Below are 17,119 nucleotides of genomic sequence, written 5' to 3'. Positions count from 1 at the left end.
AAGGGGGGAGGCCAGGGATGGGCCGGGTAACAAAGCCAACGCTCCGGCAACCTGAAGTATGACGGGTATACATATCTTTTACATCTTACAGGCACCGCCAGTCTTCCCCTTGTGCTATTATTCGCACCTTTGGCGCACCTGTCATCGGCAGGCGCACATATCAATGGCTGTCTTATTTCAGCGAAATAACAAGAACTTGTGGTGACAGATGATCAGTAGCTATCTGCATTTTCCGGAATTCGATCCGGTCATTTTCTCAATTGGACCCGTCGCCCTTCACTGGTACGGCCTGATGTATCTGGTGGGGTTTGTTTTTGCGATGTGGCTGGCGACTCGTCGCGCCAACCGTCCGGGAAGCGGCTGGACCAAAAACGAAGTTGAAAACTTACTCTATGCAGGTTTCCTCGGGGTCTTCCTCGGCGGGCGTATTGGTTACGTGCTGTTCTATAACTTCCCGCTGTTCCTTGATAATCCGCTGTATCTTTTCCGCGTCTGGGACGGCGGTATGTCCTTCCACGGCGGGCTTATCGGTGTGATTCTGGTGATGATTATCTTCGCCAGACGTACCAAACGTAACTTCTTCCAGGTTTCTGATTTTATTGCGCCGCTGATCCCGTTTGGTCTTGGCGCGGGTCGTCTGGGCAACTTTATCAATGGTGAACTGTGGGGGCGGGTCGATCCGAACTCCCCGTTTGCGATGCTTTTCCCTGGTTCACGTGCGGAAGATATCGCTCTGCTGCCGTCGCATCCGCAGTGGCAGTCAATCTTTGATACCTACGGCATGCTGCCGCGCCATCCGTCCCAGCTGTATGAAATGGTGCTGGAAGGGATTGTGCTGTTTATCATTCTTAACCTGTTCATTCGCAAACCGCGTCCAATGGGGTCAGTTTCAGGTCTGTTCCTGATAGGCTATGGCGCGTTTCGTATTATTGTCGAATTCTTCCGCCAGCCGGATGCGCAGTTTACCGGCACATGGGTACAGTACATCAGCATGGGGCAGATCCTCTCTATCCCGATGATTGTCGCTGGTGTGATTATGATGATTTGGGCTTATCGCCGTCGCCCGCAGCAACACGTTTCCTGAGGAACCATGAAACAGTATTTAGAACTGATGCAAAAAGTGCTGGATGAAGGCACACAGAAAAACGACCGTACCGGAACCGGAACGCTTTCCATTTTTGGTCATCAGATGCGTTTTAACCTGCAGGAAGGATTTCCGCTGGTTACAACCAAACGTTGCCATCTGCGCTCCATTATTCATGAACTTTTGTGGTTCCTGCAGGGCGATACTAATGTGGCATACCTGCATGAAAACAATGTGACAATCTGGGACGAATGGGCTGATGAGAACGGCAATCTTGGCCCGGTATACGGCAAGCAGTGGCGCTCATGGCCAGCACCAGATGGACGCCATATTGACCAGATCACCACCGTTGTGAATCAGCTTAAAAACGATCCAGATTCTCGTCGTATTATCGTTTCTGCGTGGAACGTCGGCGAACTGGATAAAATGGCGCTTGCGCCATGCCACGCGTTCTTCCAGTTCTACGTTGCAGACGGCAAGCTATCGTGCCAGCTCTATCAGCGTTCATGTGACGTGTTCCTCGGCCTGCCGTTCAATATTGCCAGCTATGCGTTGTTGGTGCATATGATGGCGCAGCAGTGCTCCCTCGACGTGGGCGATTTTGTCTGGACAGGGGGAGATACTCACCTGTACAGCAATCACATGGAACAGACGCATTTACAGTTAAGCCGCGAGCCGCGCGCGCTGCCGAAGCTGGTGATTAAGCGTAAGCCTGACTCTATCTTCGACTACCGTTTTGAAGATTTCGAGATTGAAGGCTACGACCCACATCCGGGAATCAAAGCGCCGGTTGCTATCTGACCTGCGTTATCCTGTCATAGCCGACGCCTGCGTGCGTCGGTTTTTTTTCGCCAGAACGTCATTCTTCGGCGCTGATTCCTGAAATTTTGCAACGTGTTGCAATACGATAACTATTTCTCGTGACCCGCCGAATAAGCCAAATTCTCGCCTCGTTTTTATTTTCGCCCCCGTCATACTGCCGCCATGAAAAGAGAACAGGGCTATACGCTCATCGAAATCATGGTCGCGATGCTGTTAATTGCTGCGCTGAGCGCGACAGGACTCTATGGCTGGCAGCACTGGCAACAGCAGCAGCGGCTGTGGCAAACCGCCAGCCAGGCAAGAGATTACCTGCTGTATTTACGCGAAGACGCCAACTGGCACAATCGTGACCATACCATTACCGCTGGCAGGGAAGGGGCATCATGGTGCCTTATCAGTTCACTTGCGGAGCAAAGTACCTGTACGCCAGATTCGCCGTGGGTTTTCACGCCGCTTTGGGCCGATGTTGACCTTGTCGAGGTCACTCCCTCGCTGGCCTTCTTCGGACTACGCAATACCGCGTGGGCGGGACATATTCGTCTGAAAAACGGCGCAGGAGAGTGGCGGCTGGTGGTATCCGCCTGGGGACGAATTCGTCTGTGCGAGCGTGATGAGGTGCAAGCATGCCAGTAAGCGAACGTGGCTTTTCTCTCCTGGAGGTGCTGATCGCGATGGCGATAAGCAGTGTCTTACTGCTGGGTTCTGCACGATTTTTACCGGCACTACAGCGAGATATTTTACAGAACACACGCAAGGTCTTGCTGGAAGAGGAGATCTGGCAGCGTGTCTGGACGGTGGCGAAGCACCTGCAGCGGGCGGGTTACTGCCGGGGAACCTGCGTTGGCGAAGGGCTGATAATTGCCAGTGAGGGGACATGTCTCATCGTGCAGTGGGATGGTAACAGTAACGGTAAATGGGATACCACACCGGTGAAAGAGGCTGACCAGACCGGGTTTCGTCTCAAGGACGAGATGCTGGAGACGCTGCGCGGGGCCACATCTTGTGAAGGTAAGGGATGGGACAGGATGACAGATCCGACAACGGTACGGATTAAGGCATTCAAAGTAGAACAACATAACATCAGTGGATTTGCCCCAGAAATAACGCTGTATGTCCGCGGCGTTAGTAAAGCAGACCCGCAAACGAGCATTGATGCGTACTACAGCGTAACGGGGTTCAACCTGTGAACCGTGAACGTGGGGGCTCCTCTCTGGCGCTGGTTTTGCTGCTTCTGGTGCTCGGTAGCCTGCTATTACAAGGCGTTAACCAACAGGAGCGGAGCTTCGCCGCCCGTGTGACAACGGAAAGTCAGGCTTTGCAGCGCCAGGCGGTTGTACAGTCGGCAGCAGAATGGGGCCGGGTACAGTCCTGGCAAGCGCGGTCCGTCCTGCAGTGTCGGCAGTATGCAACCCCTGGGGTCAGCGTATGCCTGCGCACACTGGCGGATAATGCGGTGCTACTTATTACGCATTATGCAGGAATATCTTTATGGCGACTGGGGAAAATTGTGGATGAGCAGGTTGTTTTTTCTCCAGATGGCTGGAGCGATTTTTGCCCGCTGAAGGAGGTGACGCGATGTCAGATCCCCTGAATGTTCAGCGCGGCTTTAGCTTGCCGGAAGTGATGCTGGCGCTGGTTCTGATGATTATGATCGTCACTGCGTTGTCGGGTTACCAACGGGTGTTGATGAACAGTTTCGCCACCAGACACCAGTACCAGCAGCTCTGGCGATATGCCTGGCAACAGACGCAACTGCGTTCGTTTTCGCCACCTGAGAACTGGCAGGCCAACCGAATGCAGACAACGCGGGCGGGATGTGTCAGCATCAGCGTCACACTCTCTTCACCTTTGGGCAGGCAAGGTCAGCTGATGCAGCTGCACTGCCCGAAACGTTAGTCGTCAGGAGTCTCTATGTTAAGGGTCTACCACTCTAACCGTCTGGATGTGCTGGAAGCGTTGATGGAATTTATCGTCGAACGCGAAAGGCTGGACGATCCCTTTGAGCCGGAAATGATTCTGGTTCAGAGCACCGGTATGGCACAGTGGTTGCAAATGACGCTTTCGCAAAAGTTTGGTATTGCTGCCAATATTGAATTCCCGCTGCCTGCGAGCTTTATCTGGGACATGTTTGTCCGCGTATTGCCCGATATTCCAAAAGAGAGCGCTTTTAACAAACAGAGCATGAGCTGGAAGCTGATGACGCTGCTGCCGCAGCTGCTGGAACGGGACGAATTTGCGCTCCTGCGTCACTATCTGACGGATGATACCGATAAGCGTAAGCTGTTTCAGCTCTCTTCACGTACGGCAGATCTTTACGACCAGTATCTGGTGTATCGCCCTGAATGGCTGACGCAGTGGCAAGCCGGGCGCCTGGTGGAAGGATTAGGGGACGCGCAGATCTGGCAGGCACCATTATGGAAAGCGCTGGTGGAATATACCGCAGAGCTGGGGCAGCCGTGCTGGCATCGTGCGAATCTCTACCAGCGCTTTATCCAGACGTTAGAGTCTGCAACCCACTGCCCGTCGGGGTTGCCTTCCCGCGTGTTTATCTGCGGTATTTCCGCGTTGCCGCCCGTCTATCTTCAGGCATTGCAGGCGCTGGGTAAGCATATTGAGATTCATCTGCTGTTTACCAATCCCTGTCGCTACTACTGGGGGGATATCAAAGATCCCTCTTATCTGGCTAAGCTGCTGGCGCGTCAGCGGCGGCACAGCTTTGAGGATCGTCATCTGCCGCTGTTTCGCGACAGCCAGAATGCGGAAGGATTATTTAACAGCGACGGCGAGCAGGATGTTGGCAATCCGCTGCTGGCTTCGTGGGGCAAGCTGGGTCGCGATTATATCTATCTGCTTTCAGAACTGGAAAACAGCCAGGAGCTGGATGCGTTTGTTGACGTGACGCCCGACAATCTGCTGCATAATATTCAGGCCGATATCCTGGAACTGCAAAGCCGCGCGGTGGCTGGCGTCAGCCTGGAGGAATATTCCCGTAGCGACAATAAGCGCAGGCTCGATCCGCAGGATACCAGCGTGACGTTCCATGTCTGCCACAGCCCGCAGCGTGAAGTGGAGATTCTCCACGACCGGCTTCTGGCGATGCTGGAGGCCGATCCCACGCTGACCCCGCGAGACATTATCGTGATGGTGGCCGACATCGATAGCTACAGCCCATTTATTCAGGCGGTGTTTGGCAGCGCGCCAGCAGAACGTTATTTACCTTATGCTATTTCAGATCGTCGCGCCCGTCAGTCTCATCCGGTACTGGAGGCGTTCATCAGCCTGCTGTCGCTACCGGATAGCCGCTTTGTTTCTGAAGATGTATTGGCGCTGTTGGATGTTCCCGTGCTGGCGGCGCGCTTTAATATCAATGAAGAAGGGCTGCGTTACCTGCGTCTGTGGGTTAACGAATCGGGGGTTCGCTGGGGCATTGATGATGATAACGTGCGGGAGCTGGATCTCCCCGCGACGGGTCAGCACACCTGGCAATTTGGCCTGACGCGTATGCTGTTGGGGTACGCGATGGAGAGTGCGCAGGGGGAGTGGCAGTCCGTTCTGCCTTATGACGAATCCAGCGGGTTGATTGCTGAACTGGTCGGGCATCTGGCGTCATTGCTGATGCAACTGAATCTCTGGCGGCGCGGACTGGCCCAGGAACGTCCGCTGCAGGAATGGTTACCCGTATGTCGGGACATGCTGAACGATTTCTTCCTGCCGGATGCCGATACCGAAGCCGCGATGACGCTGATTGAGCAGCAGTGGCAGGCCATTATTGCCGAGGGGCTGGGGGCAGAGTATGACGAGGAGGTGCCGCTTTCGCTGTTACGCGATGAGCTGGCGCAACGTCTTGACCAGGAAAGAATCAGCCAGCGTTTTCTCGCCGGGCCGGTGAATATCTGTACCCTGATGCCAATGCGTTCTATCCCGTTCAGGGTGGTCTGCCTGCTGGGAATGAATGATGGTGTTTATCCTCGTCAACTGGCGCCGCTTGGTTTTGACCTGATGAGCCAGAAGCCCACGCGGGGAGATCGCAGTCGTCGTGATGATGATCGCTACCTGTTCCTTGAAGCGCTCATTTCTGCGCAGCAAACGCTCTACATCAGCTACATTGGCCGTTCTATCCAGGACAACAGCGAACGGTTTCCGTCTGTGCTGGTGCAGGAGTTGCTGGACTACATCGGTCAAAGCCACTACCTGCCGGGTGATGAAGCGCTGACCTGCGATGAGAGTGAAATACGTGTCAAAGCGCATATCACGCGTCTGCACACCCGTATGCCGTTTGATGCACAAAACTACCTGCCGGGTGAGCAGCAAAGCTATGCCAGCGAGTGGCTGCCGGCTGCAAGCCAGTCCGGGCTGGCTCACGCTGATTTTGTGCAGCCATTACCCTTCAACATGCCAGAGATACTGACGCTTGAGACATTGCAGCGTTTTTGGGCGCATCCGGTACGGGCATTTTTCCAGTTGCGGTTGCAGGTCAATTTCCGCTCTGAAGAGAGTGATATTCCGGAAACGGAACCGTTCACCCTTGAAGGGCTGACCCGCTATCAAATTAATCAACAATTGCTCAATACGCTGGTGGAACAGGAGGATGCCGATCGTCTGTTTCGCCGTTTCCGGGCGGCTGGCGATTTGCCGTATGGGGCGTTTGGTGAAATCCTCTGGGACGCACAACGCGAGGAGATGCAGGCGCTGGCCGATAAAATTGTCGCCTGCCGTCAGCCGGGAGAGAGTATGGAGATAGACCTGTGCTGTAATGGGGTGCAGCTTACCGGCTGGCTGCCGCAGGTACAGGAAGAGGGGTTGTTACGCTGGCGCCCTTCATTGATAAGCGTCTCCCAGGGCGTGCAACTTTGGCTGGAACACCTTGTCTATTGTGCCTGCGGGGGAAAAGGTGAGAGCCGATTGCTCCTGCGCAAGGAAGGCGAGTGGCGTTTTCCACCGCTTACGGCAGAACAGGCTCAGTTTTACCTGGCGCAACTGATTGAAGGATATCGGGAGGGCATGTCATCGCCGCTTCTGGTCTTACCGGAAAGCGGCGGCGCGTGGATAAAAACCTGTTATGACGTGGCAAATGATGCCATGTTAGATGATGAAGAGACGCGACAAAAAGCCCGCACAAAGTTTCTGCAGGCTTACGAAGGTAACATGGTTATTCGTGGTGAAGGGGATGACATCTGGTATCAGCGCCTGTGGCGTCAGCTGGAGCCTGATACCTTTGAGGCCATCATTTCACAGTCTCAACGCTACCTGTTACCGCTGTTTCGCTTTAATCAGTCCTGATGTTTGTATAAAAATTGCGCAACAGAGGCGCTTCCTCTATGATGCGCTTTCTGTCACGGACTGATTTTTACAATACGAAATGCTGACGTATTTGGCTCAAAGTCTTGCCCTGTTCCGATATGCACCTGCGTAGTGTTTTATCTGAGCAGTAAAGAAAGTTAATGATGAGGTTCGTGAATGCCCCGCAGCACCTGGTTCAAAGCGTTACTGTTATTTATCGCCCTTTGGGCGCCCTTAAGTCAGGCAGATACCGGTTGGCAGCCCATTGCGGAAACCATCCGTAAAAGCGACAAAGATACCCGTCAGTACCAGGCCGTGCGTCTGGATAATGGCATGGTGGTGTTGCTGGTATCCGATCCGCAGGCTGTGAAATCACTCTCTGCGCTGGTGGTCCCCGTCGGCTCACTCGAAGATCCGGATGCGCACCAGGGGCTGGCGCACTATCTTGAACATATGTGTCTGATGGGATCGAAAAAATATCCACAGGCAGACAGCCTTGCTGAATTCCTCAAAATGCACGGCGGTAGCCACAACGCCAGCACTGCGCCTTACCGCACGGCCTTCTACCTGGAGGTTGAAAATGATGCGTTGCCCGGGGCGGTGGATCGCCTGGCTGATGCCATTGCGGAACCGCTGCTGGATAAAAAATATGCTGACCGTGAGCGTAATGCGGTAAATGCAGAGTTGACGATGGCGCGCACTCGCGACGGTATGCGTATGGCGCAGGTGAGCGCAGAAACCATCAATCCGGCACACCCCGGTTCGCGTTTTTCTGGCGGCAATCTTGAGACATTGAGCGATAAACCGGGTAATCCGGTGCAACAGGCCCTTCGGCATTTTCATGAGAAGTACTATTCCTCTAACCTGATGAAGGCGGTGATCTACAGCAACAAACCGCTGCCGGAACTGGCAAAGATTGCTGCACAAACTTACGGGCGGGTGCCGAACAAGAATATTGAAAAACCGGAAATTACCGTACCGGTGGTGACCGATGCGCAAAAGGGTATCGTCATCCATTATGTTCCTGCATTGCCGCGTAAAGTGCTGCGCGTCGAATTTCGCATCGACAACAACAGTGCCCGGTTTCGTAGCAAAACGGACGAGCTGATAACCTATCTTATCGGCAACCGCAGCCCGGGCACGCTTTCTGACTGGCTGCAAAAGCAGGGCTTAGTGGAGGGCATTCGTGCTGACTCCGATCCGGTGGTCAACGGTAACAGCGGTGTGCTGGCCATTTCTGCGACACTTACAGATAAAGGTCTGGCGAACCGTGATGAAGTCGTTGCGGCAATCTTCAGTTATCTCAATTTGTTACGCGAAAATGGTGTGGATAAACGCTATTTCGATGAGTTGGCGCACGTGCTGGATCTCGACTTCCGCTATCCGTCGATCACTCGTGATATGGATTATGTCGAATGGCTGGCGGATACGATGATTCGCGTGCCGGTGGCGCATACGCTGGATGCCGTCAACATTGCCGATCGTTATGACGCGAAAGCAATCAAAGATCGTCTGGATATGATGACGCCGCAAAATGCGCGTATCTGGTACATCAGTCCAAAAGAGCCTCATAACAAGACAGCCTACTTTGTTGATGCGCCTTATCAGGTGAATAAAATCAGCGAACAGACGTTTGCTGACTGGCAGAAAAAAGCGCAGGGCATCGCGCTGTCATTACCTGAGCTGAACCCCTATATTCCCGATGATTTCTCGCTGATTAAACCAGAAAAGGAATACGCGCATCCGGAGCTGATTGTTGATGAGCCGGATCTGCGTGTGGTCTACTCGCCGAGCCGGTATTTTGCCAGCGAACCTAGAGCGGACGTCAGCGTGATTTTGCGTAATCCAAAAGCCATGGACAGCGCCAGAAATCAGGTGATGTTCGCCCTCAACGATTATCTGGCGGGGATAGCGCTCGACCAGCTCAGTAATCAGGCCGCAGTGGGGGGCATTGGTTTTTCCACTAATGCCAATAACGGGCTGATGCTGAACGCCAACGGCTACACCCAGCGTCTGCCTCAATTGTTCCAGGCGTTGCTGGAGGGGTATTTCAGCTACACGGCGACAGATGAGCAGCTGGAACAGGCGAAATCCTGGTATGCTCAGATGCTGGATTCGGCGGAAAAGGGCAAGGCCTACGAGCAGGCAATCATGCCGGTACAGATGATTTCGCAGGTGCCTTACTTCTCGCGGGAAGAGCGTCGGGCGCTGCTGCCGTCAGTCTCTTTGCAAGAGGTGATGACCTATCGCGACCGCTTGAAAGCAGGGGCTCGTCCGGAATTTCTGGTTATTGGTAACATGAGCGAAGCACAAACGAAGAGCATGGCGCGTGATGTGCAGAAACAGTTAGCCGCGAATGGCTCTGAGTGGTGCCGCAACCAGGATGTGCGGGTGGATAAAAAGCAGTCCGTCATCTTTGAGAAAGCAGGCAGCAGCACTGATTCCGCACTGGCCGCCGTGTTCGTACCAACGGGATATGATGAATATACCAGCTCTGCCTACAGCGCGATGTCAGGACAAATTGTTCAGCCCTGGTTCTACAACCAGTTACGCACTGAAGAGCAGCTGGGCTACGCGGTATTTGCCTTTCCGATGAGCGTTGGTCGCCAGTGGGGGATGGGTTTCCTGCTGCAAAGCAGTGATAAACAGCCGTCTTATCTCTGGGAGCGTTATAAGGCGTTCTTCCCGACAGCGGAGGCGAGACTACGGGCAATGAAGCCTGAAGAATTCGCCCAAATTCAGCAGGCGATGATTGCTCAAATGCTGCAGGCACCGCAGACATTGGGCGAAGAAGCGTCGAAGCTGAGCAAAGATTTCGATCGCGGTAATATGCGCTTCGATTCACGTGATAAAATTGTGGCTCAGATAAAACTGCTGACGCCGCAAAAACTTGCCGATTTCTTCCATCAGGCGGTGGTGGAGCCGCAAGGCATGGCGATACTTTCGCAGATTTCCGGTAGCCAGAACGGGAAAGCAGAATATGTGCACCCGGAAGGCTGGAAAGTGTGGCAGAACGTCAGCGCGTTGCAGCAAACTATGCCCCTGGTGAGTGAAAAGAATGAATGATGTCGCCGAGTCCCTTGATCCTCTGCGCCTGCCTCTTACGGGCGAGCGCCTGATTGAAGCCTCCGCTGGCACTGGCAAAACCTTTACTATCGCAGCGCTCTATTTGCGTCTGCTACTTGGACTGGGCGGCTCTGCCGCCTTTCCCCGCCCGCTAACCGTTGAAGAACTTCTCGTCGTGACCTTTACCGAGGCCGCGACGGAAGAGCTTCGTGGCCGAATCCGCAGCAACATCCATGAACTGCGTATCGCCTGTCTGCGCGAAACGACAGAAAATCCGCTGTATGCCCGTCTGCTGGACGAAATTGTCGATAAAAAGCAGGCGGCGCAGTGGCTGCTGTTAGCGGAAAGGCAGATGGACGAAGCGGCGGTGTTTACGATCCATGGTTTTTGTCAGCGCATGCTGAGTCTGAACGCATTTGAGTCCGGCATGTTGTTCGAACAGCAGCTGATTGAAGATGAATCGCTTCTGCGTTATCAGGCCTGTGCGGATTTCTGGCGTCGTCACTGCTACCCGCTCCCGCGCGACATTGCTCAGGTTGTCTTTGAGACGTGGAAAGGCCCACAGGCGCTGCTGCGGGATATCAACCGCTATTTGCAGGGCGAAGTGCCGGTCATTAAAGCCCCGCCGCCAGAAGATGAAACGCTGGCTTCGCGCCATGCGCAGATTCTGTCGCGTATCAATGAGATAAAACAGCAATGGTGCGCAAGTGCCGCAGAGCTGGAAGAGTTGCTCGAATCCTCAGGGATCGATCGTCGGAAGTTCAACCGGAGCAATCAGGCTAAGTGGATCGAAAAGATCACCGCGTGGGCGCAGGAAGAGACGCAAAATTACCAGTTGCCTGAGGCGCTGGGAAAATTTTCCCAGCGCTTTCTGGAAGAGAGAACCAAAGCGGGCGGCGTAACCCCTCAGCACCCGCTGTTTGTCGCCATTGATGGGTTGTTATCTGAACCACTGACGATACGCGATCTGGTGATCACCCGGGCGCTGGCGGAGATCCGCGAAACGGTTGCGCGGGAAAAGCGGCGTCGTGGTGAACTCGGTTTTGACGATATGCTCAGCCGCCTGGATGCGGCATTGCGCAGTGAAAGCGGTGATGCGCTGGCCGCCGCGATCCGCACCCGTTTTCCTGTTGCGATGATTGACGAATTCCAGGATACCGACCCTCAGCAGTATCGTATTTTTCGCCGGATCTGGCAGCATCAGCCGGAAACGGCGTTGTTGCTGATTGGCGATCCCAAGCAGGCTATTTACGCATTCCGCGGTGCGGATATCTTTACCTACATGAAGGCCCGCAGCGAGGTGAGTGCGCATTATACGCTCGATACGAACTGGCGCTCCGCCCCCGGCATGGTCAACAGCGTTAACACGCTGTTTAAGCAGATGGACGATGCCTTTATGTTCCGCGAAATTCCATTCCAGCCGGTAAAATCGGCAGAGAAAAATCGATCTCTGCGATTTGTGTTTAACGGCGAAACGCAGCCAGCGATGAAAATGTGGCTGATGGAAGGCGAAAGCTGCGGCGTGGGTGAATACCAGAGCTACATGGCGCAGGTATGCGCCACGCAGATTCGTGACTGGCTGAAAGCGGGGCAAACCGGCGAGGCGCTTCTTGTTAACGGCAACGCCTCGCGTCCTGTACGGGCTTCGGATATCTGCGTGCTGGTGCGAAGCCGTCAGGAAGCGGCTCAGGTGCGCGACGCGCTGACGCTACTGGCGATTCCCTCTGTCTATCTCTCCAACCGTGACAGCGTGTTTGAAACGCTGGAGGCGCAGGAGCTGCTGTGGTTGTTGCAGGCAGTGATGACGCCGGAACGTGAAACCACGCTGCGCAGTGCGCTGGCGACCTCAATGATGGGATTAACCGCACTTGATATTGAAATGCTCAATGGCGACGAAAACGCCTGGGATGCGGTGGTTGAGGAGTTTGTCGGTTATCGGCAACTTTGGCAAAAACGCGGCGTTATGCCGATGCTACGGGCGCTGATATCGGCGCGCAATATCGCGGAAAACCTGCTGGCAACCGCTGGCGGAGAGCGTCGGTTGACTGACATTCTGCATATCAGCGAACTGTTGCAGGAAGCAGGCTCGCAGCTGGAAAGCGAGCATGCGCTGCTACGCTGGCTGTCGCAGCATACTCTTGAGCCGGACAGCAATGCCTCCAGCCAGCAGCTTCGGCTGGAGAGTGACAACCATCTGGTCCGGATCGTCACTATTCACAAATCCAAGGGGCTGGAATACCCGCTGGTCTGGCTGCCTTTTATTACCCATTTCCGTATACAGGATCAGGCGTTTTATCACGACCGCAGTTCGTTTGAAGCGGTGCTGGATCTCAGTGAAGCGCAGGAGAGCATGGAGCTGGCGGAAGCCGAGCGGCTGGCGGAAGATTTGCGTCTGCTCTACGTGGCGCTGACCCGTTCAGTGTGGCATTGCAGTCTTGGCGTCGCGCCGCTGGTACGTCGTCGCGGAGATAAGAAAGGTGATACCGATGTGCATCTGAGCGCGTTGGGGCGGCTGCTGCAAAAAGGTGAACCGAAAGATGCGGCGGGACTGCGCGCGGCGATTGAGGCTATCTGCGGTGAAGATATTGCCTGTCGAACTCCTGAGGATCCTGATACACAACCCTGGCTGGCTTGTGAAGAGAAGCGTGAACGGCTGGGCGCCCGGATGATGCAGCGTATGCCTGGAGACAGCTGGCGGGTGACCAGTTATTCCGGTCTGCAACAGCGCGGGCATAGCATTGCGCAGGAGCTGATGCCGCGACTGGACGTGGATGCCGCTGGCGTCGGCGAAGTGCTGGATAAACCCGTACTCACACCTCACCAGTTTCCGCGCGGTGCGTCGCCCGGTACCTTCCTGCACAGCCTGTTTGAAGATCTCGATTTTACCCAACCGACAGATGCCGCCTGGGTGCGGGAGAAGCTGGCGCTGGGCGGCTATGATGCGCACTGGGAACCCGTAATCACCCAGTGGACAGACGCCATTCTGCGCGCGCCGCTCAATGATTCCGGCGTGAGTCTGAACCAGCTTTCCGCACGTGAGAAACAGGTGGAGATGGAGTTTTATCTGCCGATTGCTCAACCGCTGGTTGCCAGCCAGCTGGATGCGCTGATCCGCCAGTATGATCCGCTCTCCGCAGGCTGCCCTCCGCTGGAGTTCATGCAGGTTCGCGGTATGCTGAAAGGCTTTATCGATCTGGTTTTCCGTCATCAGGGACGCTATTACCTGCTCGATTACAAATCTAACTGGTTGGGTGAAGATAGCACGGCCTATACACAGCAGGCGATGGCGGCAGCAATGCAGGCGCATCGCTACGATTTGCAGTATCAACTTTATACCCTGGCGTTGCACCGTTATCTGCGCCACCGCATTGCGGATTATGATTACGAGCGCCATTTTGGTGGTGTGATATATCTGTTCCTGCGCGGTGTCGATAGCGAACAACCGCAGCAGGGGATTTACGCGACCCGACCAGATGGTGAGCTGATCGCGCTGATGGATGAGATGTTTGCCGGAGCCGACGTGGAGGAAGCGCAATGACGTTACAGGAGCGATTGCTGGAAGCCGTTGAGCAAAAGCAGCTGCGGCCTCTGGACGCCCAATTTGCGCTGGCGGTGGCGGGGGAAAATGAACCCGCCGTTACGCTGGCCGCAGCGCTACTGAGCCGCGATGCGGGAGAAGGCCACGTCTGTTTGCCGCTCTCGCAGCTGATGTTTAAAGAGGATCTGCCACCTCTGTTGGCCGATTTGTGCCATGAGGTGGGCAAACCGGAAGCGTGGATCGAATGCCTGCTGGCCTCCGACGCGGTGAGCCAGGGAGAGCGTCCGACGCCGCTGGTTCTCTCCGGCGATCGGCTGTATCTGAATCGAATGTGGCGCAACGAACGAACGGTTGCCCGATTTTTCGGCGAGGTCAATCAGGCCATCGAGGTCGATGAGGCGCAGCTGACGCAAACGCTGGAGCATCTTTTCCCGACCACAAGCGACATCAACTGGCAAAAAGTCGCCGCTGCCGTGGCGTTGACGCGTCGCATTTCAGTCATATCCGGCGGGCCGGGGACCGGCAAAACGACGACGGTGGCGAAACTGCTGGCGGCGTTGATTCAGATGGCGGACGGCGAGCGCTGCCGCATTCGTCTGGCGGCACCCACGGGGAAAGCGGCGGCGCGCCTTACCGAGTCGCTCGGCAAGGCGTTGCGCCAGCTGCCGCTAACCGATGAGCAAAAGAAACGCATCCCGGACGATGCCAGCACGTTGCACCGGCTGCTGGGCGTGCAGCCCGGCAGCCAACGCCTGCGTCACCATGCGGGAAATCCCCTGCATCTTGACGTACTGGTGGTTGATGAAGCGTCAATGATCGATCTCCCGATGATGTCGCGGTTGATCGATGCCTTACCGGCGCATGGGCGGGTGATTTTCCTTGGCGATCGCGATCAGCTTGCGTCGGTCGAGGCCGGGGCGGTGCTGGGTGATATTTGTGCATATGTGAACGCCGGTTTTACGCCAGAGCGGGCGAAGCAGCTGAGCCGCCTGACCGGCTTGCCCGTTCCGGCAGGAGCGGGAGCGGAAGCCGCCTCGCTGCGCGACAGCCTTTGTCTGCTGCAAAAAAGTTACCGTTTTGGCAGTGATTCCGGCATCGGTCAACTGGCCGCGGCGATTAATCGTGGCGACAAGGCGGCAATTCATGCGGTATTCCAGCAGGGTTTTAGCGATATCGAAAAACGTGTGCTGCAAAGCGGTGACGATTATATTGCGATGCTTGATGAGGCTCTGTCCGGGTACGGACGTTATCTGGAACTGTTGCGCGACAGGGCTGAACCCGCGGTAATCATTCATGAATTTAATCGTTATCAGCTGTTGTGCGCGTTACGGGAAGGCCCCTTCGGGGTGGCGGGATTGAATGAACGCATTGAACAGGCGATGCAGCAAAAGCGTCGCATTCAACGTCATCCGCATTCCCGCTGGTACGAAGGACGACCGGTGATGATTGCGCGCAACGATAGCGCGCTGGGGTTGTTCAATGGCGATATCGGTATTGCGCTCGACAGAGGTCAGGGACTGCGGGTCTGGTTTGCTATGCCGGATGGCACCATTAAGTCCGTGCAGCCCAGCCGTTTGCCGGAACATGAGACAACCTGGGCGATGACGGTGCATAAATCGCAGGGTTCAGAGTTTGATCATGCCGCGCTGATTTTACCCACGCAACGCTCACCAGTGGTGACGCGTGAGCTGGTATATACTGCGGTAACCCGTGCGCGGCAGCGTCTGTCGCTGTATGCCGATGATCGAATCCTGAGCGGCGCGGTCGCCACCCGCACCGAGCGTCGCAGTGGACTTTCAGCGCTATTTAATGAAACACGGTGAGAAAAATGCCGGATGGCGCTTGCGCTTATCCGGCCTGGCGGATTATCCCAAATCCACCATTAACACCTTGGAACGGCGCTGATAGTTGTACATCTCTTTTTTGCTTTCGGGTAGCAGATCGATATCCACCGGGGTGAAGCCGCGCTCCTGGAACCAGTGGATACTACGAGTCGTCAGTACGAACAGTTTGCTCAGACCCGTTTGTCTTGCCTGAGCCGCAATCCGATCCAGCAGCACCTCGCCCCGCGATGAGCTACGATAATCCGGATGGACCGCCACGCAGGCCATTTCGCCGATTTTCTCTTCCGGGAACGGATATAGCGCCGCGCAGGCGATGGTCATGTTATCGCGCTGAATGATGGTGAATTTATCAATCTCCATCTCCAGCTGCTCGCGGGAGCGACGGACAAGAATACCCTGCTGCTCCAGCGGGCGGATCAGTTCGAGGATCCCGCCGATATCATTAATGGTGGCGCGGCGGATCTGCTCCGCGCTTTCCATCACGATCTGCGTTCCAATGCCGTCGCGGGAGAACAGCTCCTGCAACAGCGCGCCATCTTCCTGATAGCTGATCAGGTGGCAGCGGCGTACGCCGCTGCGGCAGGCCTTTACCGCGCCGCGAAGGAACCGTACGGTACCGGAGTTATAATCACCTTTTTCTTCCTGTGCCTCAACGCGTGCCTGAGCCTCGTCAGGAAAGAGTTCGGAGACGATATCGCCGTCGTCGTTGGTAACCCCTTGCGACGAGCAGAAGCCAATCATCTTCTCCGCCTTCAGTTTGATGGCCAGCCGTGTGGCTACCTCTTCAGAGGTCAGATTAAAGCTCTCCCCGGTCACCGAGACGGCGACAGGTCCCATCAGGACAATCGCGCCGCTGTCCAGTTGGCGATGGATAGCGTCCTCGTCAATACGACGAATGCGCCCGCTGTGGCAGTAGTCCACGCCGTCATCCACGCCTAGTGGCTGGGCGATAATAAAATTGCCGCTGACCACGTTGATATGCGCTCCCTGAAGCGGCGTGTTGTTCAGGCTCATAGACAGCCGGGCGGTGATATCCAGCTGTAATGTCCCTGCCGCCTGCTTAACCAGTTCAAGAGTTTTCGCATCCGTCACGCGCGTATTCTTATGATATACCGGCTCATGATGGTGTGCGGCCAGGTTCGCGTCGATTTGCGGGCGCGCACCGTACACCACCACCAGGCGGATGCCGAGGCTGTGCAGAAGCCCGATATCATTGACGATACTGGAAAAATTCTCATGCCCGATGGCTTCGCCGCCCAGCATAATGACAAACGTTTTTCCCCGATGGGTATTAATATAGGGAACAGAATGGCGGAATCCCTGTACCAGTTCGGTTCTACGTTCCTTCACCACGGCACACCCTCATTGCATGATTATTCGAAATTAGTGTATTTTTATTCTGTTTTTTCCTCATGCGCAAGCGCAAATTTCAATCCCATCGAACTTTTTTCCCAGTAATGCCGTGAATACTAAAAGAAAGTTTAC

Annotated in this window: 11 protein-coding genes; 10 read left to right on the top strand and 1 reads right to left on the bottom strand. The window is 55.2% G+C overall.

All coding sequences use genetic code 11. From position 1 onward, the window contains the following. The first annotated feature begins 208 nt into the window (after positions 1–208). The 10 genes from lgt to recD all read left to right on the top strand — a co-directional run bounded on the left by lgt (position 209) and on the right by recD (position 15,613). Positions 209–1,084, top strand: a complete 876-nt coding sequence (lgt, locus tag C3432_RS14010; protein WP_103777216.1) for a prolipoprotein diacylglyceryl transferase — start codon at positions 209–211, stop codon at positions 1,082–1,084. 6 nt (positions 1,085–1,090) lie between these two features. Further along, on the top strand, positions 1,091–1,885 hold the full coding sequence (gene thyA, locus C3432_RS14005; protein ID WP_103777215.1) for a thymidylate synthase: 795 nt from the start codon (positions 1,091–1,093) through the stop codon (positions 1,883–1,885). A gap of 183 nt (positions 1,886–2,068) precedes the next feature. Next, positions 2,069–2,539, top strand: a complete 471-nt coding sequence (locus C3432_RS14000; RefSeq protein ID WP_103777214.1) for a prepilin peptidase-dependent protein — start codon at positions 2,069–2,071, stop codon at positions 2,537–2,539. After that, a complete protein-coding gene (locus C3432_RS13995) occupies positions 2,530–3,093 on the top strand; it encodes a prepilin peptidase-dependent protein (RefSeq protein ID WP_103777213.1) in 564 nt (187 codons plus the stop codon). Before C3432_RS14000 ends, C3432_RS13995 begins: the two co-directional genes overlap by 10 nt. Beyond that, on the top strand, positions 3,090–3,497 hold the full coding sequence (locus C3432_RS13990) for a DUF2509 family protein (RefSeq protein ID WP_103777212.1): 408 nt from the start codon (positions 3,090–3,092) through the stop codon (positions 3,495–3,497). Before C3432_RS13995 ends, C3432_RS13990 begins: the two co-directional genes overlap by 4 nt. Beyond that, positions 3,482–3,802, top strand: coding sequence for a prepilin-type N-terminal cleavage/methylation domain-containing protein (locus tag C3432_RS13985; RefSeq protein WP_103777211.1), 321 nt, complete (start codon positions 3,482–3,484; stop codon positions 3,800–3,802). The genes C3432_RS13990 and C3432_RS13985 overlap by 16 nt, the downstream gene beginning before the upstream one ends. Before the next feature lie 15 nt (positions 3,803–3,817). After that, on the top strand, positions 3,818–7,186 hold the full coding sequence (gene recC, locus C3432_RS13980; RefSeq protein ID WP_103777210.1) for an exodeoxyribonuclease V subunit gamma: 3,369 nt from the start codon (positions 3,818–3,820) through the stop codon (positions 7,184–7,186). A gap of 177 nt (positions 7,187–7,363) precedes the next feature. After that, positions 7,364–10,252: a pitrilysin gene (gene ptrA / locus C3432_RS13975; RefSeq protein ID WP_103777209.1), complete on the top strand. Its 2,889-nt coding sequence runs from the start codon at positions 7,364–7,366 to the stop codon at positions 10,250–10,252. Continuing rightward, positions 10,245–13,790 (top strand): exodeoxyribonuclease V subunit beta, encoded by a 3,546-nt coding sequence (gene recB / locus C3432_RS13970; RefSeq protein WP_103777208.1) that lies wholly within the window; start codon positions 10,245–10,247, stop codon positions 13,788–13,790. Before ptrA ends, recB begins: the two co-directional genes overlap by 8 nt. Further along, positions 13,787–15,613, top strand: a complete 1,827-nt coding sequence (gene recD / locus C3432_RS13965) for an exodeoxyribonuclease V subunit alpha (protein ID WP_103777207.1) — start codon at positions 13,787–13,789, stop codon at positions 15,611–15,613. The genes recB and recD overlap by 4 nt, the downstream gene beginning before the upstream one ends. A 42-nt stretch (positions 15,614–15,655) precedes the next feature. Here the strand turns inward: recD and argA are convergent, their stop codons facing one another. After that, positions 15,656–16,987 (bottom strand): amino-acid N-acetyltransferase, encoded by a 1,332-nt coding sequence (gene argA, locus C3432_RS13960; RefSeq protein ID WP_103777206.1) that lies wholly within the window; start codon positions 16,985–16,987, stop codon positions 15,656–15,658. Between the last annotated feature and the right edge of the window lie 132 nt (positions 16,988–17,119).

Origin of the sequence: Citrobacter amalonaticus, from assembly GCF_002918555.1 — a bacterium.
GTDB classification, from domain to species: domain Bacteria; phylum Pseudomonadota; class Gammaproteobacteria; order Enterobacterales; family Enterobacteriaceae; genus Citrobacter_C; species Citrobacter_C amalonaticus_A.
Note: the sequence above shows the minus strand (reverse complement) of the source record. Positions and strands in the feature narration are given on the sequence as shown.

Coding starts and splice junctions, on each gene's coding strand:
- lgt (WP_103777216.1), top strand. CDS start 209: ATGATCAGTAGCTATCTGCATTTTCCGGAATTCGATCCGGTCATTTTC.
- thyA (WP_103777215.1), top strand. CDS start 1,091: ATGAAACAGTATTTAGAACTGATGCAAAAAGTGCTGGATGAAGGCACA.
- C3432_RS14000 (WP_103777214.1), top strand. CDS start 2,069: ATGAAAAGAGAACAGGGCTATACGCTCATCGAAATCATGGTCGCGATG.
- C3432_RS13995 (WP_103777213.1), top strand. CDS start 2,530: ATGCCAGTAAGCGAACGTGGCTTTTCTCTCCTGGAGGTGCTGATCGCG.
- C3432_RS13985 (WP_103777211.1), top strand. CDS start 3,482: ATGTCAGATCCCCTGAATGTTCAGCGCGGCTTTAGCTTGCCGGAAGTG.
- recC (WP_103777210.1), top strand. CDS start 3,818: ATGTTAAGGGTCTACCACTCTAACCGTCTGGATGTGCTGGAAGCGTTG.
- ptrA (WP_103777209.1), top strand. CDS start 7,364: ATGCCCCGCAGCACCTGGTTCAAAGCGTTACTGTTATTTATCGCCCTT.
- recB (WP_103777208.1), top strand. CDS start 10,245: ATGAATGATGTCGCCGAGTCCCTTGATCCTCTGCGCCTGCCTCTTACG.
- recD (WP_103777207.1), top strand. CDS start 13,787: ATGACGTTACAGGAGCGATTGCTGGAAGCCGTTGAGCAAAAGCAGCTG.